Below are 18,412 nucleotides of genomic sequence, written 5' to 3'. Positions count from 1 at the left end.
TGAGCAGAGAGTGGCGAAAGGACCCGCATCGGTTCCACGGAAATCTGATGAATTCCACCGTCTCTTTGGTTGCGGCATTGCAGCATGTTGCACACGCAACGCCGCGCAACGTCTTAGTCAGGCGCGCGCAACCCGTCTTTGCGGATGCGGCGCAGAACTGTCGACCGGTTGACCCCCAAACGACGCGCTGCGCGGGCCATATTCCAATTGCAGGCGTCCAGAACCGCCTCCAGATCCTGCGCCTTCTCGCGCGCCTCGGGGGCGGCAGGAAGGTCCTGCAGATCGATCACCGTGGTTTCCGCCAGCGCGCAGGCGACATCAAGAACATGGCCAAGCTCGCGCAGGTTTCCCGGCCAGTCGCGCGCCATCAACTCGGCCCGTGCTGATGGCGTCAGGCGCATCTCGCCTCCGCAGCGCCGCTGAAACAGGCGTTCAATCAACCAACCCAGATCCTGACGCGCGCGCAACGGCGGCAGCTCAAGCACGGATCCCGACAGCCGGAAATACAGCGCTGACGGGATTTTTTCCTCCGACATCAGATCAGAAGGGGCCGTCCCGGTGGTGGAAATCGGGCGCAGCTCGGGATGGTCATCCAGAAGGCCCGCCAGTATCTGTGCGGTGTCAGGATGCAAATCCTCGATATGGCGCAGCAGCAGCGTTGCCGGCCGCGACTGCGCGGCGAGCGTCTGGCGCATATCCTCGGGCCGCGAGCCGGCACACTCCACGGAAACGAAGCCGCCCCGCCGAGACGCCATGTGAACGGCGCGGGCAAGCTTGGTCTTGCCGCTGCCGCTTTCACCACAGATCATCAGCGGCACAGGTGTCGGCGCAAGCCGTTCTGCCTGCGCCAGCAGGCGTGCCAAGGTCGGATCGCTGCCCGCCAAGGCGGCAAGGACACCGCCGCGCGCATGAGTGGGGCGCGCGCTTTGGCTGCCTTGCGCTCTGCGCGGCGCCTGTGGCGCGATCGCATGGCCAAAGACGGCGCCGCCATCTCCCAATGCCACGACCCTTTCTTCTGTCGGGCGGTCGCGCATCAAGTCAGGCAAGTCATCGACACTCAACCCCAGCAGACCGTCGATCCGCGCGCCGATCAGGCTTTGGCCACGCGACAGCATCTGTGTGGCCGCGCGCGTGGCCCCGATCACCCGGCCCGACCCATCAAGCGCCACCGCCGCTTCCGGGTCCACGTCCAGAAACTCGGGGCTCGACGAAAACCGCAACACCCATTCCCGACGGCTGGCCGCCATGAGGTTCGCCATCTCGACACGACGCGCGGCTGCCGTCACCAGGGACATGGCAAGGTTCTGGCTGCTTTTCGGGGAGGGCGAGCGCAGCAGCGAGATGTCGAGGACCGCCGCGAGTTGGCCGAGACTGTCATATATCGGCGCCGAGGTGCAGGACAAAACAGTATGCGCGTTTCCGAAGTGGTCATCCTGATGAACGGTGACCGGCTCACCGGTGACGATGCAGGCGCCGACGCCACAGGTGCCGGCCAGGTCCTCGGACCAGTTCGACCCAAGGGTAAGGCCCGACCGCTGCAAGTCATCGAGGAACAGTTCGTCACCGAAGAAGTCAACGCAGACGCCTTTCGCATCCGCCAGCAACAGCACGTAGTTCTGGCCCGCCACCTGCCGGAACAGACTTTGAAGACCCGAGCGTGCCGCTCCGATCATCCAATCGGCTTGCTCGCGGTGCGTGCGAAACTCGGTGTCTGTGACGATGTGGGCCGGGTCATTGCGCGTCGGGTCCATGCCGTAAAGCTCGACGCATCGCCGCCAGGAGGCATCCACGTAACTGTCTCGACCAGACGCATGCCCATCCAGAACCTGCGCGATCTCCGCGACGTGATGACGGTCAACCATCAGACCTTCCTCCCGCAGACAACAGTACAATCAAAAGGTGCATGCGCAATGATGGACCTTGGTCTCAGGCCTCACGGATCTCCCTCGGATCGGTTTGGACGGCGGGGGCGAGCCGACACCAATCATTCGCCACGAACGTTCCGAATGGCGGCTGTGGGTCGTCCTTGCCTGGTGGGGTGCCTCAGATCGTATCGATACTGCGTTGCATCCGAGGTCGGCAGTGAGCCCGTTTTACGGAAACGCCACTGCGCCGCGACGGTCTGCTCCTCGTAATCAACGGTGCGGACGACGATCCCTCTTACTTCCGCCTACGTGCAAGTTCCCGATAAAGCGCAGGTGGCGATACACCGATCTGATCAGCAACCCTTATCCATTCACCTGTCGGTGGCTCACCGTGTAGCTCTATCCATGCGTCCAGTCTGTCGGACACCCGGCGCAGGCGCAGGATCTCGATGCGCGCTCTTTGGGCTTGGATCTCTTTGGCATGGGTTTCGATCAAGCTTAATGCAGCGTCTGGCTGTTTGCGTAGCGCAGACAGAAAGGTGGCGCGGGGCAAGATCGCCATTTCGGCATGCATGCGTGCAATCGCATCGCAATGATAGGTCGTGGCGAACAACGACGCTTCGGCCAGCGCCATTCCAGCCGTGGCAACGCTGAGCGTCAATGCTGTTCCATCAGTGAGTGGACGCACAAGTTCGACCATGCCGGATCGAACAAGATACATCGAATGAACGCGATCCTCCCTGCGAAAGAGAACGGCCCCCTGCGCGAAGCTCCTCATCAGCGCGCCATCAAATATATGCTGCCAGTCTGACATGATAGAAATCATACGGAATTGCCGCAGTGTCCAATAGGGTGTTCTTAATAAATGTGAGGACAAAAAATGAAAACGAAGCTGATTTTGATGGTGACGGCGCTGCTTGGTGGAACGGCTATCGCGGCGCAGACAGCGCACTCCGGCCATGGCGAGGGCATGGATCACGACACACATTCTCACGGCCAGCCGCTCCAAAACACCATCCTCACTGAACCGGGACAAGGAGCTTTCGCCGCCCTGTCCGAAGTCGTGCGCGTGCTGGAAGCGGATCCTGACACAGACTGGGGCCAAGTCGATCTGGCTGGCCTACGGGCACATCTGGTCGACATGGACCGCTTGATCTCGGACACAATCGTGGAGGAGACAGAACTGCCAGACGGCCTTTCCGCGATGGCAACGGGGGCAGCCGACACGCTCGCCACGATCCGCCGCATGGTGCCTGCCCACGCGGCCCAGCTTGCGCAGGACAACCGTTGGACTGTCGAGGCCGTCGACGCAGAAAACGGAGTAGAGCTTCGCGTGACGAGTGACGACCCGTCTGTGGTGGCCCGAATACGAGGGCTGGGATTTTTTGGACTTATGGCAAGCCAAGACCATCACCGTGAACATCACATGATGATGGCGCGTGGAGAAGACGCTCACGCCCACTAACGCGATGCGTCCGGCCCGAAGTCCCGCTCCAAGTTGCAGCGCAAGGGCTGGGAGGTCGATGACAGGCTGACGTTCGCCTTGTTGAGTTGGGCGAAGCCGGCTATTTTCACGCCTGGGTGTTACGGGTGCGGGGGCCTGTACGCGTCCCGCACCTGCCGTGCTTGCGTTTTGCGGGTCGCGTCAAGCCGTTGCTTCGGCCGGAGCCACGAGTGTCATGCCGACCCGTGCCGCCATGGACACCACTGAAGGAATATTCGGCGCCATGGCTTTGGGCAGTTCGGTTTGGCCCTCGGGAAGCGGGTGTCCGACCCCAGTGAAAAACGCGTCGTGCATGTGTCCGGGCGCGTTGATGATCAAGAGGCGGGCCGGCCTGTCCCCGATAGCTTGGAATGCGTGCACGGCCCCATCGGGAATTGCGACGTGATCGCCTGGTCCGGCAACAGTCTCCTTGCCATCGATCATGAAGCCGATCTGCCCATCGATGACATAGAACGCCTCAGTTTCGCCAGCGTGGTGGTTCGGCGGGGCACCGGCCCCAACTGGGACAAGGCATTCGACGAAACAGAACTTGTCCATTACCTCGGATGGAAAGGCATGGAACTTCATGAGAATGTTCAACACGTTATAGGTGCGTGGGCGATCCGGCATTTTAGTCCTCCTTGAGCTATCCTTGCGAGTGATGTCAGGCTAGTCGCCCCAGCTAAATCTGTTAAATCGATAGATTGTATGATAGCGATCAGTATGGCGAATTTATCCAGTTTCGACCTGAATCTCTTGCGTGTGCTCGATGCGCTCTTGATCGAGCGGTCCACGGTCAAGGCCGGTGCGCGTTTGGGCCTGTCTCAGCCAGCGGTATCCGGAGCACTGAAACGGCTTCGCCTGTCTCTCGGCGACGAGTTGTTCTTTCGGAGCGGACAGAAGCTCGAGGCGACTGAATTCGCCCTGTCGCTCAAAGAACCGCTTCGAAACATTTTGGGCGGTGTCGAAGCGCTCATCGGGCCGCGCGATGCGTTCGACCCGGCGACGGCGGAACACAGCTTCCGGATTTCGGGAAGCGACTTTTTTGCCGAAATGCTCATGCCAGCATTGGCCGAGTATCTGGCGGCACATGCGCCTTCGCTGCGGGTCCACCTTGTGAACTTGGTTCCGGACGATGGTGTCGAGACGATGGCAAGCCACGACTTGGATTTCGTCTTGCTCCCTGAAACAAGGTTGCCGGATTGGGCAGAAGGCGAACCGGTCTTTAGCTCGTCTTTCTCTGTCATTGCCAGAAAGGCGCATCCAAGAACATCCGAGCTTGGGCTTGCATCAGATGATGTCATGCCACTCGACCTTTTCTGCGACCTGGGGCATGTTCTGTTTTCGACCGGAGGCCATCCTAACGGCCTTGGGGATGAAGCCCTTGCGCGGATCGGACGCGAACGTCGGGTGGCGATGACCTTGCCGGTTTTTTCGGGAGTATACCGCGCCGTTGCCAGTTCGGATTTCATCGCCCTGCTTCCAACCCCGTTAGCACATCGCGTCGCCAAATCAGCAAATCTCAACGTGTTTGAGCCTCCAATCCATATGGATCTGGTCCGTTTGGTCCTGATTTGGCCGCGTCGGCTCTCGGAAAGTCCGCCGCACTTATGGTTGAGAAACCGGATTATCGAACTGCTGCGCCCGGTGAATGCTTGCGCGACCGGTTTGATATTGCCATCCGAATTGGCGAATTGCGCGACACCGCGTTGATGCAACGCAAACTGTGTAAAGACGACACCATCCCCTGCGCCAGCCCGGCCTATCCTGATCAACACGGCCGCCCCAAGACACTGGCCGACCTTCGCGCGCATTAGGTTATCGAATACCAGCATGTGTCGAATGCGCATATGTGGGCGTTTGAGGGTGCCGCGCCCCCTCCCCCGCAAACCCGCCTGTTGCTGAACAACGGCGAGGCGATGCGGGACATGGCCATCGCAGGTCTTGGGCTGGCGATTTTACCGGGGTTCCTTGCGACAGCGCCGATTGGCGCCGGTCAACTCGAACGCAACTTGCCCACCGCCCGCCTGCGCAGTCTTCTGATCGTGGCGGTCTGGCCGCAGAGCTAGAGAATGGCCAGCCTTGGACCATCGCATAGCGACGTTTGGCCAAGCGCTACTCGTCTTGCGTGCCGACAAACATCCGGTCTTTTGCGGCGGTGATGTGGTGGCGCATGGTCGCTTGCGCGACCTCGGGTTGCTTGAGGCGGATCGCATCAAGCACGGCGCGGTGCTCAGCCAAAACCAATTCCTGACGGCCCGGAATATCGAGCAACGTCAGCGAGCGTGAAAGTTTGACGCCAAAGGCGATCTGGTCGCTCAGCGACTCCAGCACCGAGGAAAAGAACGGGTTCTTGGAGGCCTGCGCAATGGAGAGATGCAGCCGCTGGTCGGCATCGACGCCAAGCGCGTTCTCTTGATAGGTCTGCTCCATCACGCGGTAGGCCGCATCCATCGCCGCCAGATCCTCTTCGTCGCGCCGCCGGGCGGCCCATGCGGCAGCCGCCCCCTCGACATCGATGCGAAACTCGTAACAGCGCTGCACATCCGAAATCGATTCAAGCGGCACAAAACTGATCAACTCGCGGTCGGGACGGCGCAGCACATAGCTGCCCGAGCCACGGCGCGATTGTACAATACCATCGTCGCGCAGCCGCGACAGCGCGCCGCGCACGATGGGGCGCGAGACGCCAAAGCTTTGCGCCAGCACCTCTTCGGGGGGCAGCCGGCTGTGAACCGGGAATTCCTCTTCGAGGATCTTGGCCAGCAGCTGGTCATAAACCTGATCCGCCAGCGAGGGGCGCCGAGTGTCTGGCAATGGGGTCTCCTTGTCTTTGGGCCTCTGGGCCGTGCGGTTACCTTTATAAGCTGCACGGGCCTGAAATACAGCCGCCCTCAGGCGCAAGGCCACAAATAACACGGCCGCCCCGGATATGGGGGCGGCCGCCGGTCGTGTGCGCCGTTACTTTGACGCGATCACCGCGGGGGCCTTGGCCGGTTTGCGGATCACCAGGAAGTAGATGAACACCAGCGTCAGGCCGACAAAGAACAGGCTGTCGGGGTTGGTGAAAAACGTCGTCGGATCACCGTTGGACAAGGCCAGCGAGCGGCGCAGGAATTCCTCAAGATTTGGCCCAAGGATATAGCCCAACAGCATGGTGATGACCGGGAAGCCATTGCGCCGCAGGTAAAAGGCCAGAATCCCCATCGCAAGCGCCATGAACATCTGGAAGGTCGAATAGGTCGCGACATAGCTGCCCACCACCGCCAAGAGCGCGATCACGGCATAAAGCACATCTTTGCGCACCGAGACGATCTTAATGAAATACGGCCCGATCAGCCAAAGCGTCAGCGGGATCAGCACAACCGCACTGAACAACAGCGCCGCCAGCATTGGGGCAATCAGCCCGGCTTGGTCCGACATCAGTTGCGGCCCCGGCTGGATACCGTTGATCACCAGAACGCCCAGCATGATCGCGGTGATCGGATCGCCCGGAATGCCGAAGGTCAGCATCGGCACCATCGCCCCGCCACAAACCGCGTTGTTGGCGCTTTCTGAGGCGGCGATGCCTTTGGGGTTGCCCTTGCCGAATGTCTCGGGCTCGTCCGAGGTGCGCACGGTTTCGGTATAGGCCAGGAACGACCCCATCGAGCCGCCTGCCCCCGGCAAGGTGCCAACGAAATAGCCGATCAGGCAGGATTTGAAGTAGACGCCAAAGCCGATCTTGCGGATGTCTGCCAGCGGCGGAATGAAATCGCGGCGGCGGATCTTGACCTTGTCGGCGGCGGCGGTGGCGGCGCTGATGTCGGTGTGGCTGCTGGCTTGGCTTAGAACTTCGGCAATCGCAAAGGTGCCGATGATCACCGGCATCAGGTCAATCCCCGCCGTCAGGTTGGAATAGCCATAGGTAAAGCGGGTGATTGGCTCCATCGCGTCAAGCCCGACAGTGGCCAGCATCAGCCCGATACAAGCTGCCAGACCGGCCTGCGGAATGCGCCCCCGCTGGGCAATGACCACGACGATCAGAGCGAAGGCGAGAAGCGAGAATTTGCCCGTGGTTTTCACCAGAAGCGACAGTTCGGCCACAAAAGGCGCGACCGCGATCAACAACAGCGCGCCCACCGCGCCGCCAAACATCGAGCCAATTGCCGCATGGCCCAGCGCCAGCGCGCCCTTGCCTTGCAGCTGCATCGGATAGCCGTCGAGCGCGGTCATCATCGAGGATGGCGCACCGGGAATGTTGATGGTGGTGGCGGTGATCGACCCGCCGCACATCCCGGCCATATAGATGCTCGCACAGGCCATCAGCGCGGTCTCGACGCTCAGCGAATAGGTCAGCGGCAACAACAGCGCCATCGCCAGTGTCGCGGTCAGGCCCGGAATGGCGGCGAAAATGGTGCCGATCAAGAACCCCATGATCACATAGGTCAAGTTGAACGGGTCAAGCAGCAAGGAAAAGCTGCCGAAGACTTGTAGAATGAAATCCATAACTTACCCCCAAATCGTCGGGAGGCGGACCCCGAACAATTGCTGGAACATCAAAAAGGCGACGCCAACGATCACAGCCGAGATCACGGCCTTCATCAGCAGTTTCTCAAACGAGGAAAACAGCAGGATCAGCGCAAAAACGAACAGCCCGGACGACAGGAAATACCCCAGCGGCTTGAACGCGACGATATAGAAGAAGATCGCCACAACGACCCAGAGGTGGGTGAAGTTGCGCGGGGCCTTTTCGGCGGGTTCGGCTGTCTCATCCGGCGCGGCGCGCAGCTGTTGCACGATCAGGATGCCGGCAAACAGGATCGCCGCAGCGCCCACAAGCATCGGAAAGAACGCGGGCGTCAGGCCGCCGTCGGCAAAGGGCGCACCCAATCGCACAGCGGTCACGAGATAGCCGAGAGACACGGCCAGTATGACAAATAGAAAAACCAGTTGCCTGTTCAAGAGCATCGTCTTCTCCCGGGCTGGGGGTGATGGGATCAGCAGCGCAGGGCGGGTGCTTCGGGGCGCGAGGCGTGTCGCCTTGGGGGCGTCGGAAGCGTGGTTCGCTGCAAGGTCGGGGGGTATGACCCGGCATCACGGGAGCCGGTATCATGGTCACAAGTTTAGAAGTCGGGGATTGGAAATCGGGGCCGGACGTCAGTGACGGTTCCGGCCCCAACCTGTGTCTTTCACCCGAGGCTTGCCCCCGGCCCTAGGGACCGGACAGCAGGCAGGGCGACTGGGGCGACTGGGGCGATTACAGTTCCAGTTCGTCCATCAGGGAGAACGTCTTGTCCTGCAGCCCTTGGACCCAGGCACCAACTTCGTCGGAGCCAAGCCAATCGGCGGTCACGCCGATCTGTGCCAGCCAGTCTTGGAATTCAGCACTGTCGTAAGCCGACTTGAAGGTGGCTTCCAGCGTCTCAGCCGCATCATCAGGTGTGTTGGCCGGAGCCGCAAGCACGATGAAAGAGCCGGTTTGCAGGTCGTGACCTTTGGATTTCAGCGTCGGAACGTCGGTGTAAGTCGCGTTTTGCACCGATGTCAGCTCGACCACGCCTTTGGCATCGCCAGAGGACAGCAGACCGCTGAAATCGCCAAGGCTGGAAATCGCAGCATCCAGCTCGCCCGACAGAAGCGCTTCGGCTTCGGCGCTCGACGAACCGGCATAGGTGATGACGTTGAAATCAACGTCGAGCAGTTTTTCCAGCTGCATCACCGACAGATACGGACCCGAGCCTTTGGGCGCCACGCCCACACGCACTTCACCGGGGTTTTCCTTGGCACGGGCCACCAGGTCTTCAAAGCTTTCGATGCCCGAATGCTTGGAGACAACAATGGCGTCGGCCTCGGAGGTGATGCGTGCGATCAGCTTCATGTTGTCGAGCGAATAGCCCGGCACCATCTGGCCGCGCGGCAGGGTGATGATGCTGTCATAGGTCATCACAGCGACAGTGTGGCCATCGGGGCGCGCGCTTGTCATCTGGATCAGACCGGTGGCTGTTACGGCGCCAGCGATGTTTTCCACATAGATCGACTTGGGCAGGTCTTGCTCGGCGATGTTGCTGATTTTGCGCGAAATCGCATCAGCACCGCCACCGGCAGGCCACGGCACGATCAGGCGAATGTCACGCGTCGGGAAATCCGCCGCGGCAACGGATGTGCCAAGGATGGCCGCGCCAAGCGCAACCCCAAGTGTGGTTTTCAGGCTTTTATAAAACATGGATCTGTTCCTCCTTTACAGATGTCGGGTGCCAGACAAGTCTGGCGTCGTGCATGCGTCGACAGATCCGGCAAAGCTAGGCGTTGCCGGTTCGGCGTCATGGGTATCGTTCAGCGTAAGTGTGAGGGGGTCGCGTCATGCGGTCGGATGCGTTGGCCTGTACTTGGGTCACTCATGCAACCCGGGCCTTCGATGCGACCAATACGTTCCTCCCCTTCAAGTCTCGTCCCGTCGCTTCACCGGACTTCCGCCGCTGGGGCGAGGTCGTCGAAGCTTTGGCCACATTAGAATACCAATTTTTACAAATCAACACAAATTTAACCGGGCAAAGGCGATTTACGCACTAATTTCCGGCATATTTGTTCACTTATCAAACATATTGCGCGCAAAAACAGCTTATTGCGCGCGTCACACCGGCGCGCTTTGCAAAAGTTGTAAACTCATCGCCCTGCGCTCGGGCGGATCAGCCTGCCGACACTGGGCCGGCAGGCTGTTTGGTATGTCAAAGCTCAGACCGCTTGCAGATCCGCAGGCAAAAGCGCTTCGGGCAGGTTCTGATAGCAGACCGGACGCAGGAACCGACGAATCGACAGCGTGCCGACCGAGGTTGCGCCAAAGTTGGTCGAGGCCGGGTAAGGCCCGCCATGCACCATCGTATCGGCCACTTCGACCCCGGTGGGGAAGCCGTTGGCCAGCACGCGGCCCGCCATCTTTTCCAGCACCGGCAACAGGGTGCGCGCCAGATCGATGTCGCCATCGTCCATTTGCAGCGTCGCGGTCAGCTGGCCTTTAAAGCTTTCGGCCACGGCCTGCATCTGCGCCGCATCCTTGACCCGGATCACCAGACCCAGCGGGCCAAACACCTCTTCCGAAAGCTCTTCGTTGCCGATCCAGTCATCGGCCGAGACCTCAAACAGATAGGGCGCGGCAGAGCGGCCTTCGCAGGCGGTGGTCAGCAGCGATTTCACGCCCGCCCCTTCCGACACACGGCGCGCGCCGTCGCGGTAAGCGTCGGCCATGCCATCGGTCAGCATGGTTTGCGCGGCAACGGCATTCAGGCCGGCGCTCGCGGCGGCGACAAAGGCATCCGCCTCCGGTCCATCCACCACAATCGCGATGCCGGGGTTGGTACAGAATTGCCCCACGCCCATGGTCAGGCTGCCAGCCCAACCGGTGCCAAGATCGGCTCCGCGTGCCGCAGCGGCCTCGGGCAGAACGAACATCGGGTTAACGCTGCCGAGCTCGCCGAAAAACGGGATCGGTTCGGGGCGTTTGGCGCAGAGATCAAACAGCGCGCGCCCGCCGCCCAGGCTCCCGGTGAAGCCGACGGCCTTGATCCGGGGATCGGTGACAAGCGCTTCGCCCACCGCACGGGTGCCGCCTTGGACGAGGCTAAAGATACCGCCGTCCATGCCAAGCTTGGCCAGCGCCGCAACGATGGCGTCGCCGACAATCTCGCCGGTGCCGGGGTGCGCGCCGTGGCCTTTGACCACAACAGGACAGCCTGCCGCCAGCGCCGCAGCGGTGTCGCCGCCTGCGGTGGAAAAGGCCAGCGGGAAGTTTGAGGCGCCAAAGACCGCAACCGGGCCAATCGGGCGCTGCATCATCCGCAGATCGGGACGCGGCAGCGGCTGACGGTCTGGCAAAGCGGTGTCATGGCGGCGGTCCAGATAGGCCCCATCGCGGATATGCGTTGCAAACAGGCGCAATTGGCCGGTGGTGCGACCACGCTCGCCCTGAAGACGTGCGGCGGGAAGACCGGTCTCAGAGGTGCCGATTTCGGTGATCAGGTCGCCACGCGCGTCGATTTCATCGGCGATGGTGTCCAACAGAACCGCGCGTTCCTCGCGCGTGGTGGCGGCAAAGGCGGAGAACGCCGCGTGCGCCGCGGCACAGGCTTCGGCCACCAGATCGGGCGAGCCGACCGAGTAGTCAAACGCGGTGCCACTGGCCGGAGCGGACGAGAATTTAGGCTCTGCGCTGACACGTTTGCCAGCAATCAGGTGATCTCCGTGAGGGGTGAAAGCCATGATTAACGTCCTGCCTTTTCGCGCCATGCTTTGAATTTCACAAGGCTCTCTTCGTCGGTGGCCGGGTACAGCCCAATGATGCCTGCGCCGCCGTTCACCTGGTCGAGCACGAAGTCTTCATAGACCTCCATCTCGGTGCATTCGTCGGCGATTTCGTCGGCCAGATGCGCCGGAATGACCATGACGCCATCGCCGTCGCCCAGCATCACGTCGCCGGGAAACACCGCCGCATCGCCGCAGGAAATCGGCACGTTGATGTCGATGGCTTCGTGCAGGGTGAGGTTGGTGGGGGCCGAGGGATTGGCGAAATAGGCCGGCATGTCGAGCGCACCAATGCCCGCCGCATCGCGCACACCGCCATCCGACACCACACCGGCAACGCCGCGCTGTTGCAGCCGGGTCACGAGGATCGAACCGGCGGTCGCGGCGCGGGAATCCTTGCGCGCATCCATCACCAGAACGTGGCCCTCGGGGCAGGTTTCAACGGCGACGCGCTGTTTGTGGTCGCGGTCGCGGAACACGGTGATCGGGTTGCGATCTTCGCGCGCGGGGATGTAGCGCAGGGTAAAGGCCTGGCCAACCATGGTTGTGGATTTGCGTTCGACCGGCGTGACACCCTGCACGAACTGGTTGCGCAGGCCCCGCTTATAAAGCGCGGTGGCCACAGAGGCCGTGGACACCTTGAGTAACTTGTCACGGGTTTCGGCAGACAGGGTGTAATCGTTCATGGTTCATTCCTATGGTGTGACGTCTGGCAGCTGTGGGCAAAGCAGGCTGTGGCGGTTTCCCCCTCGGTCCCCGGCGGCACGCGGCCAGCCCAGAAACCCAGCGTCATGCGCCACCTGTCTCTCCCCAAAACATTGATGTAGGTGCTACACTTCGGCCAGATATTTGTCAACATTTGTAATATTGGATCTGTGAAATAGGTCAAATACGGTCGTTTCAGGCTGATTTTGAATGACTAATATATACATATAAGGGTGTGAGGTCTTGCCCGGCGGGGGCAAAAACCATTCTGAATTGTGATTTTGTAACAGAATCCAGCCGCGCGGGGCGCGTTGTTTTATGAGCGTTCAACCGAAGTTCTTGCGCCATCGGCCCTGCCCGCCCGACGCGATAAATTCCGCGCGCGACAGGATTTCCTGCCTGAACGAGTGCGGCTTTTCGCTGGCAATCCGCAAGCCAGCCGCCCAGCCAGCCGCCCCGTCAGCGGCGCGCAATCTCGGAGGTCAGCCGGGCCGCAAGTTTCGCCAGTGGGGTCGGCTTGGTAAAGACCTGCACGTCGGGATGCACCTGCTTCAACCGTTCGGGAAGGCCGACGCCGGTGTGCACGACGACCGGCACGTTGGGGCAGAGCACGGCCAGCACCGGGCCAATATCGCCATCAGGCAAATCCGCATCGACAATCGCCGCATCCGGCAGCCCCGCGTCGATCAACGCCAAAGCCTGCGCCACGGTAGAGGCCGGCCCCACCGGCGTTCCGCCCGCATCCTCGACACCGCTGGCCAGATCCAGCGCAATGAACGGCTCGTCTTCCACCACCAAGACCCTGAGGCCGTCAAGAAATCGATCCGGTTCTGCCATCACACACCTCTCTTTGCTTCACATAAACAAGCCGAATTACTGCGACAGCCGATCCAACAAAGCGGTCAGCCGGATCTCGACGCCGCCCTTGTTCCACGCGTGATCAATTGTCCCGCCAAGCTGGCCGGTGGCGCTCAGCCGCGCCAACTGGCTGCCGAAACCGGTGCGCTGGGGCGGCCCTGTCACCTCGGGTCCGCCGGTCTCGATCCACGTCAGCGACAGCGCCTCGCCGTCTGTTGCCCAATGGACTTGCACATTGCCCTCCGGCACCGAAAGCGCGCCGTATTTGGCGGCGTTGGTCGCCAATTCATGCAGGATCAACGCAAAGCTTGTGGTGGCGGTGGGGCCGACGTTCACCGACGGACCGGCAAGGTCAAGCGCCTGCTCCCGCCCCTTGGCATGCGGCTCCATCACCACCTCGATCAGCTTATGAAGCTGGCTTGGCGCATCGTGGCTGCGGCCTGCCGAGATTGAACTGCTGATCAACTCATGCGCGCGGGCCAGCGCCATCACCCGACCGCTGAGCGTGCCGGACAACTCTTCCACGCTGTCGGCATGGCGGGCGGTCATCTTGATCATGCCCGCCGTAATCGAAAACAGGTTCTTCACCCGGTGATCGAGCTCGCGCATCAGAAGCTGGCGCGCCTCTTCGGCCCGCTTACGTTCGCTGATGTCGACGATGTTGACAACGGCCCCCTGCAGCTCGCCCTGCCAAACAACCGGACGGACCCAGTATTCCACCGGGAACGAGGTGCCATCGGTATGATAGAACACCTCGTCATCGACATGGGCCATGCCGCCGTTTGAGGCGACTTGATAGATCGGGCATTTTTCGTGCGGATAAGGCCTGCCATCGGCGTGAGAGTGGTGAATGATCGCGTGCAACTGCTTGCCGATCACATCCTTTTCCTTGTCAAAGCCAAGCATCCGCAGGAACGCCGCATTGCACCGCGTGGTATAGCCCTCGGTGTCGACCGCATAGAACCCATCCGCCGTGGCATCGAGCAACAGCGCCAGATCGGCCTCGCGCCGCTTGAGATCGCTCTCGATCCGGCGGCGCTGTTCGATGTCGATCAACACGCCGGGAAACCGAACCGGCTGCCCGTCGGCGTCATGTTCGCAATAGCCGTTGGCCTCGACCCAGCGATAGGTTCCGTCGGCATGCCGCGCCCGATATTCCGCCCGGTAGGTGCTGCCTTCCTTGATCGCGACTTCGATCAACCCATTGACGCGGTCCCAATCCTCGGGGTGGATCGATGCAGCCACCTCGGCAATTGGCAACCCGTCGCGCGACAGGTCCAGATCCAGCCCGAAGGCGCGCGCAAAGCGTTCGTCGGCGGTGACCCTGTCGGTGGGAATGTGCCAGATCCAGGTGCCCACAATCGCCCCGGCGGCCAAGGCCAGTTCAACCCGCTCTTGCGCCAGTTCCAGATCGTTCTTGGTTTTCAACAGGTCGGCTTCGGCCCGCTTGCGTTCCTGAATTTCGCGCTGCGCCGAACTGTACAGATGCGCATTGTCGAGCGCCGTGGCCGCCTGCCCCGCGAGGCCATCCATAAGCTTTTCGTGATGCGCCGAGAACCGGCCCGGCTCGGCGTGACCAAAGAACAACCCGCCCATAACCTCGCCCGAGCGCGAAATCACCGGCACCGCAAGATAGCTGCGCACCGGAAGATGCCCCTCTGGCATACCGCTGTACGGGGCGTTGTGGCCATAGCGCGGATCGGTAAGGATATCGTCCGAGCGCACAATGCCATCGCCGGCAAACGTTGGGGCAAAGACCTGGGTGTTGCGGGGCATCGGAAAGTCGCTAAAGGCCGAGCGCGCGACGCCCGACAGGGTGTACAGCATATAGCTTTCGCCGGAGTCCTCGTTGACGTTGTAAAAGAACGCCCCGAACTGCGCGCCCGTCAGTTCGACCCCGGCATCAGTCACCATCTGCACCAGCGCAGTGTGATCGAGTTCTGCCGCCACCCCGGCCCCGGTGCGGTTCAGCGTCTCAAGAAGCCGCTGGTGATCGTTCAGCGCCTCTTGCGCGGCGTAACGCTCCAGAACCAGCGCCGTGATCCGGGCAACAAGATCAAGGAAGTCATCCTCTTGCGGGGTGGGCAGGCCCGGCGTGTGGCGATAGATTGCGAAGGTTCCCAGCACCTTGCCCTTGGCCCCGATGATCGGATGTGACCAGCAGGCGCGCAGGCCCTGCGGCAAGGCCAGATCGCGAAACTCTGCCCAAAGCGGGTCTGTCGCGATGTCGGCCACATGCACCGGCGCGCGGCTGTACGCCGCCGTACCGCAAGACCCAACAGCGGGGCCAACCGCGATCCCGTCAATCGCGTCGGTGTAGTCCTTGGCCAAACCGACCGCCGCGCCGTGAAACAGCTTGTCGCCGTCTGCATCAGTCAGAAGCAGCGAACAGGCGGTCTCCATGCCGATAAAGCTCTGCACCGCCCGCATCAGCTCTTCCAGAACCAGCTTCAGAGGGCGCTCTTGTAGGGTCAGTTCCAGCAACCTGTGCTGTAAGGCCTGCAAATCGTCGACGCCGTTGCCGCGCACCTGATCGGGCAGCGGGCTGGTCACGGTACACAGCACCGCCGCAGTGCGGCCTTGGCCATCCGCGATGGGGCTTAGGGTCATGGCGGTGTCTTGGGCGATAGGGTCCGCGCCCCAGGGGGCCGCGATGGTCAGGCGCGCGGCCTCGCCTTGCGCACTGACCTTGGCCAGCGACGGGGCCACTTGGTCCCACAGATGTGCGATGCGCAGCGGTGCCGGTTGCGCCAGCGCCTCGGGGTGTGCCGCGCCGATCAAGGGACAGCAGGCATCGTTGTAAAACAGATAGTTCTCGGGCCCCCAGCACAGCCAGCTTGGCATCGGCGACGCCAGCATAACCTGAAGCGCGGTCCTAAGGCTTTGCGGCCAGTCGCTTGGGCGGCCCAAGGGATGGCTCTGCCAGTCACGGCTTCGCATCAGCACCCCGAGCGCGCCCTGCCCCAAGTACAACGTCATCGCTTCGTCAGCATAAGATGACATGGCCGTCCCCTTGTTCGTGCACAGTATTTTGTGCCCAGTATTCCCACCCAGTATTTCACACCCAGTGTTTCACACCCGATCCGCATCGCCATCAAAACCGCGCCGCAGGGTATGCCAGCGTCCCATCGTCCGCGTGCATCCGCCGCGCGCCGCTTTGCAGGCCCGCGCATGATTAATTAGCGGGACCATGGGACGTTTCAACCAAGTTTTAACTTCTAAGTTCGCTCACCGGTGAAAACACCCGCAATGCAAATGCCAAGCCAGTGTCCGGCCCCTTGCTGCTGCGCTGGCATGGGCCTGTCACAGCCGCCATCCCGCGCAGCACCAGCGGGCAAATGCCGTACCACTTCAGTAGCTTAGCTTTCGCCCGCTCGCCCAATACGCGATGTCACGCTGCACAGCGTTTGCGCCACGCCCAGGCCTCGGGCCGTCGCCATAGCCATCTGCGGCAGGATCATCCATTCCAAGGCCCAAGCCACGCCAGAGCGCTCTTGTTCATGCACCAGCGCGTGATGCATGGCGCCGATCTGCGTCGCGTTAAACCGCGCCAAAGTCACCAGCGTTTCGGCAAGGATCGGGTTCTGTTTGTGCGGCATCGCCGAGGATCCGCCACCGCCCTGCTGTGCGAAATCGTCAACGCCTTGCTGCGCCATCAGGCAAATGTCCTGACCCATTTTTCCCAATGACCCGCTGATCGACGACAGCAACCCGGCGTAGTCCACCAGCCCCTCACGCGCCGTGTGCCAGACGGTGCCACTGTCGCCCAGACCAAGGCGCGCGGCCATATCGGCGGCCATCGCCGCGCCGTGCGGGTGCACCGCCGCGCGGTTGCCAACAGCGCCGCCGAACTGCAAAATCTCGACCCGCGGGCGCATGTGCTCAAGCTGTGCCAAATGCGCCTCAAGCGGCTGTGCCCAGGTCCGAAGACGGTCGGCGGCGGTGATCTCAAGCGCCGCCTGCATCCGCGTGCGGCCCATCAAAGGGTTCGTGCCAAAGCGCTGCGACAGGTCGGCGATTGCCGCTTTCAACGCTTCAAGGCGCGCCTGCACCAGCGGGTTGAATTCGGCCAGCGTAAGCGTCAGCGCGGTGTCGATCACATCCTGCGATGTGGCCCCGGCATGGACTGCCTTGGGCGGCACATCCGCCATCGTCTTGAGCTGTGCCACCAAGGCCGGCACCGGCAGGCCATCGCGGGCCGTTCCCGCGCGCAGATCGTCAAGATCGGGGCGGAAGGCCGCGATCCGCTGTGCCACGTCCTTGGCTACGTCCTCGGGCACCAAACCCACCTGCCCCAGCGCGCGGGTATAAGCCGCCTCAAACGCGATCATGTGTTCGAGTTGCCGCTGTGGCGACCAGATCGCCGCGGCCTCGGCATCGCCAAACAGCCCGCCAAGCCACGGGTGATCAGAGACGCCGATCATGCCAAACTCTTCCACATCTCGCGGATCGGCGCGGCCACCCTGTCGGGGTTTTCGATGCACGGCAGGTGGCCGCAACCCTCGATCACCTCATAGGTCGCGCCGGGGATGATCCCGGCCAGCGCCTGCACCAATGCGGGCGGCGTGGCGAGATCCTCAGAGCCGGCAATGCAATACGTCGGCACCTGAATGGCGTGGCTTGATGCGGTGAAATCGGTGTCGCGGATCGCGGCGCAGACGGCCGCATAGCCATCCGCCGAGGTGCGCACCAACATGTTGCGATAGCCTGACAATTCGGCGGTGCGACCGCTGCGAAATCCGGCGCTGAACCAGCGTTCCAGAATGGCCTCAGACATCCCGGCAATCCCACCCGTCGCAACCGCATCGATCCGCGCATTCCAAGTGTCATCGTCGCCAATCTTGGCCCCGGTGCAACACAGGACAAGGCCCGAAACAAGGTCAGGCCGCGCCTGCGCCAGCCCCTGCGCGATCAGCCCGCCAACCGACACGCCGCAGATCAGCGCCTTTTGCAGCCCGAGATGATCCATCAGCGCGGCCACATCCGCCACCAGCAAGTCCATCGAGATCGGCTCACCATCCGACAGGCCATGCCCGCGTTTGTCGAGGCCAAGCACCGGGGTGCCCAGCTCCAACCGATCAATCACGCCGTCCCAGATCCGCAGATCGGTGCCAAGCGAATTGAGCAGAACAATCGGCGTGCCCTGCCCTGTCTGATAGCGATAATGCAGCGTGCTGTCGTCAAAAGTCAGAAATTGCATGGGTATGCCCTCATCGTTCTGTCC

General features: G+C 61.9%; 15 protein-coding genes and 1 pseudogene. 3 read left to right on the top strand and 13 right to left on the bottom strand.

The window, feature by feature from the left end; all coding sequences use genetic code 11:
• Positions 1-113: 113 nt before the first annotated feature.
• Both ACW9UO_RS15845 and ACW9UO_RS15840 read right to left on the bottom strand, forming a co-directional pair.
• A complete protein-coding gene (locus ACW9UO_RS15845; protein ID WP_457086736.1) occupies positions 114-1,862 on the bottom strand; it encodes a sigma-54-dependent Fis family transcriptional regulator in 1,749 nt (582 codons plus the stop codon).
• 298 nt (positions 1,863-2,160) lie between these two features.
• Complete coding sequence (locus ACW9UO_RS15840; RefSeq protein WP_457086735.1) at positions 2,161-2,679, bottom strand: Crp/Fnr family transcriptional regulator; 519 nt, start codon at positions 2,677-2,679, stop codon at positions 2,161-2,163.
• A gap of 66 nt (positions 2,680-2,745) precedes the next feature.
• Between ACW9UO_RS15840 and ACW9UO_RS15835 the strand changes: the two genes are divergently transcribed.
• Positions 2,746-3,330 (top strand): hypothetical protein, encoded by a 585-nt coding sequence (locus ACW9UO_RS15835; RefSeq protein ID WP_457086734.1) that lies wholly within the window; start codon positions 2,746-2,748, stop codon positions 3,328-3,330.
• A gap of 180 nt (positions 3,331-3,510) precedes the next feature.
• On the opposite strand, the gene ACW9UO_RS15830 is transcribed toward ACW9UO_RS15835, so the two are convergent.
• Positions 3,511-3,978, bottom strand: coding sequence for a cupin domain-containing protein (locus ACW9UO_RS15830; protein WP_457086733.1), 468 nt, complete (start codon positions 3,976-3,978; stop codon positions 3,511-3,513).
• A 93-nt stretch (positions 3,979-4,071) separates the two neighbouring features.
• Here ACW9UO_RS15830 and ACW9UO_RS15825 point away from each other — a divergent pair, with 93 nt between their 5' ends.
• Together ACW9UO_RS15825 and ACW9UO_RS15820 are read left to right on the top strand one after the other, a co-directional pair.
• Positions 4,072-5,061 carry a LysR family transcriptional regulator gene (locus ACW9UO_RS15825; protein ID WP_457086732.1) on the top strand — a complete coding sequence of 330 codons (990 nt, stop codon included), beginning with the start codon at positions 4,072-4,074 and terminating at the stop codon, positions 5,059-5,061.
• Positions 4,959-5,417 (top strand): annotated as a pseudogene (locus ACW9UO_RS15820) (substrate binding domain-containing protein). Before ACW9UO_RS15825 ends, ACW9UO_RS15820 begins: the two are co-directional and overlap by 103 nt.
• 46 nt (positions 5,418-5,463) lie before the next feature.
• Here ACW9UO_RS15820 and ACW9UO_RS15815 read toward each other — a convergent pair.
• From ACW9UO_RS15815 to pcaD, 10 genes are all read right to left on the bottom strand, one after another.
• Entirely contained in the window at positions 5,464-6,165 is a 702-nt protein-coding gene (locus ACW9UO_RS15815; RefSeq protein WP_457086731.1) for a FadR/GntR family transcriptional regulator, read from the bottom strand.
• Between the two features lie 144 nt (positions 6,166-6,309).
• Positions 6,310-7,836 carry a tripartite tricarboxylate transporter permease gene (locus tag ACW9UO_RS15810; RefSeq protein ID WP_457086730.1) on the bottom strand — a complete coding sequence of 509 codons (1,527 nt, stop codon included), beginning with the start codon at positions 7,834-7,836 and terminating at the stop codon, positions 6,310-6,312.
• A 3-nt stretch (positions 7,837-7,839) separates the two neighbouring features.
• On the bottom strand, positions 7,840-8,298 hold the full coding sequence (locus tag ACW9UO_RS15805) for a tripartite tricarboxylate transporter TctB family protein (protein ID WP_457086729.1): 459 nt from the start codon (positions 8,296-8,298) through the stop codon (positions 7,840-7,842).
• Positions 8,299-8,587: 289 nt separating this feature from the next.
• Positions 8,588-9,553, bottom strand: coding sequence for a Bug family tripartite tricarboxylate transporter substrate binding protein (locus ACW9UO_RS15800; protein WP_457086728.1), 966 nt, complete (start codon positions 9,551-9,553; stop codon positions 8,588-8,590).
• 509 nt (positions 9,554-10,062) lie between these two features.
• Positions 10,063-11,583, bottom strand: a complete 1,521-nt coding sequence (locus ACW9UO_RS15795) for an aldehyde dehydrogenase (NADP(+)) (RefSeq protein ID WP_457086727.1) — start codon at positions 11,581-11,583, stop codon at positions 10,063-10,065.
• 2 nt (positions 11,584-11,585) lie between these two features.
• Positions 11,586-12,311 (bottom strand): ribonuclease activity regulator RraA, encoded by a 726-nt coding sequence (locus ACW9UO_RS15790; RefSeq protein ID WP_457086726.1) that lies wholly within the window; start codon positions 12,309-12,311, stop codon positions 11,586-11,588.
• Between the two features lie 478 nt (positions 12,312-12,789).
• Positions 12,790-13,167 (bottom strand): response regulator, encoded by a 378-nt coding sequence (locus ACW9UO_RS15785; RefSeq protein WP_457086725.1) that lies wholly within the window; start codon positions 13,165-13,167, stop codon positions 12,790-12,792.
• Positions 13,168-13,203: 36 nt separating this feature from the next.
• Positions 13,204-16,191, bottom strand: a complete 2,988-nt coding sequence (locus tag ACW9UO_RS15780; RefSeq protein ID WP_457086724.1) for a GAF domain-containing protein — start codon at positions 16,189-16,191, stop codon at positions 13,204-13,206.
• A 356-nt stretch (positions 16,192-16,547) separates the two neighbouring features.
• The gene (locus tag ACW9UO_RS15775) at positions 16,548-17,612 is read right to left on the bottom strand and encodes a 3-carboxy-cis,cis-muconate cycloisomerase (protein WP_457086723.1); all 1,065 of its coding nucleotides are present in this window, start codon (positions 17,610-17,612) and stop codon (positions 16,548-16,550) included.
• A complete protein-coding gene (gene pcaD, locus ACW9UO_RS15770; protein ID WP_457086722.1) occupies positions 17,609-18,388 on the bottom strand; it encodes a 3-oxoadipate enol-lactonase in 780 nt (259 codons plus the stop codon). Before pcaD ends, ACW9UO_RS15775 begins: the two co-directional genes overlap by 4 nt.
• Between the last annotated feature and the right edge of the window lie 24 nt (positions 18,389-18,412).

Source organism: Marinovum sedimenti (assembly GCF_054052205.1).
This window is presented reverse-complemented; position numbering and strand designations above follow the sequence as displayed.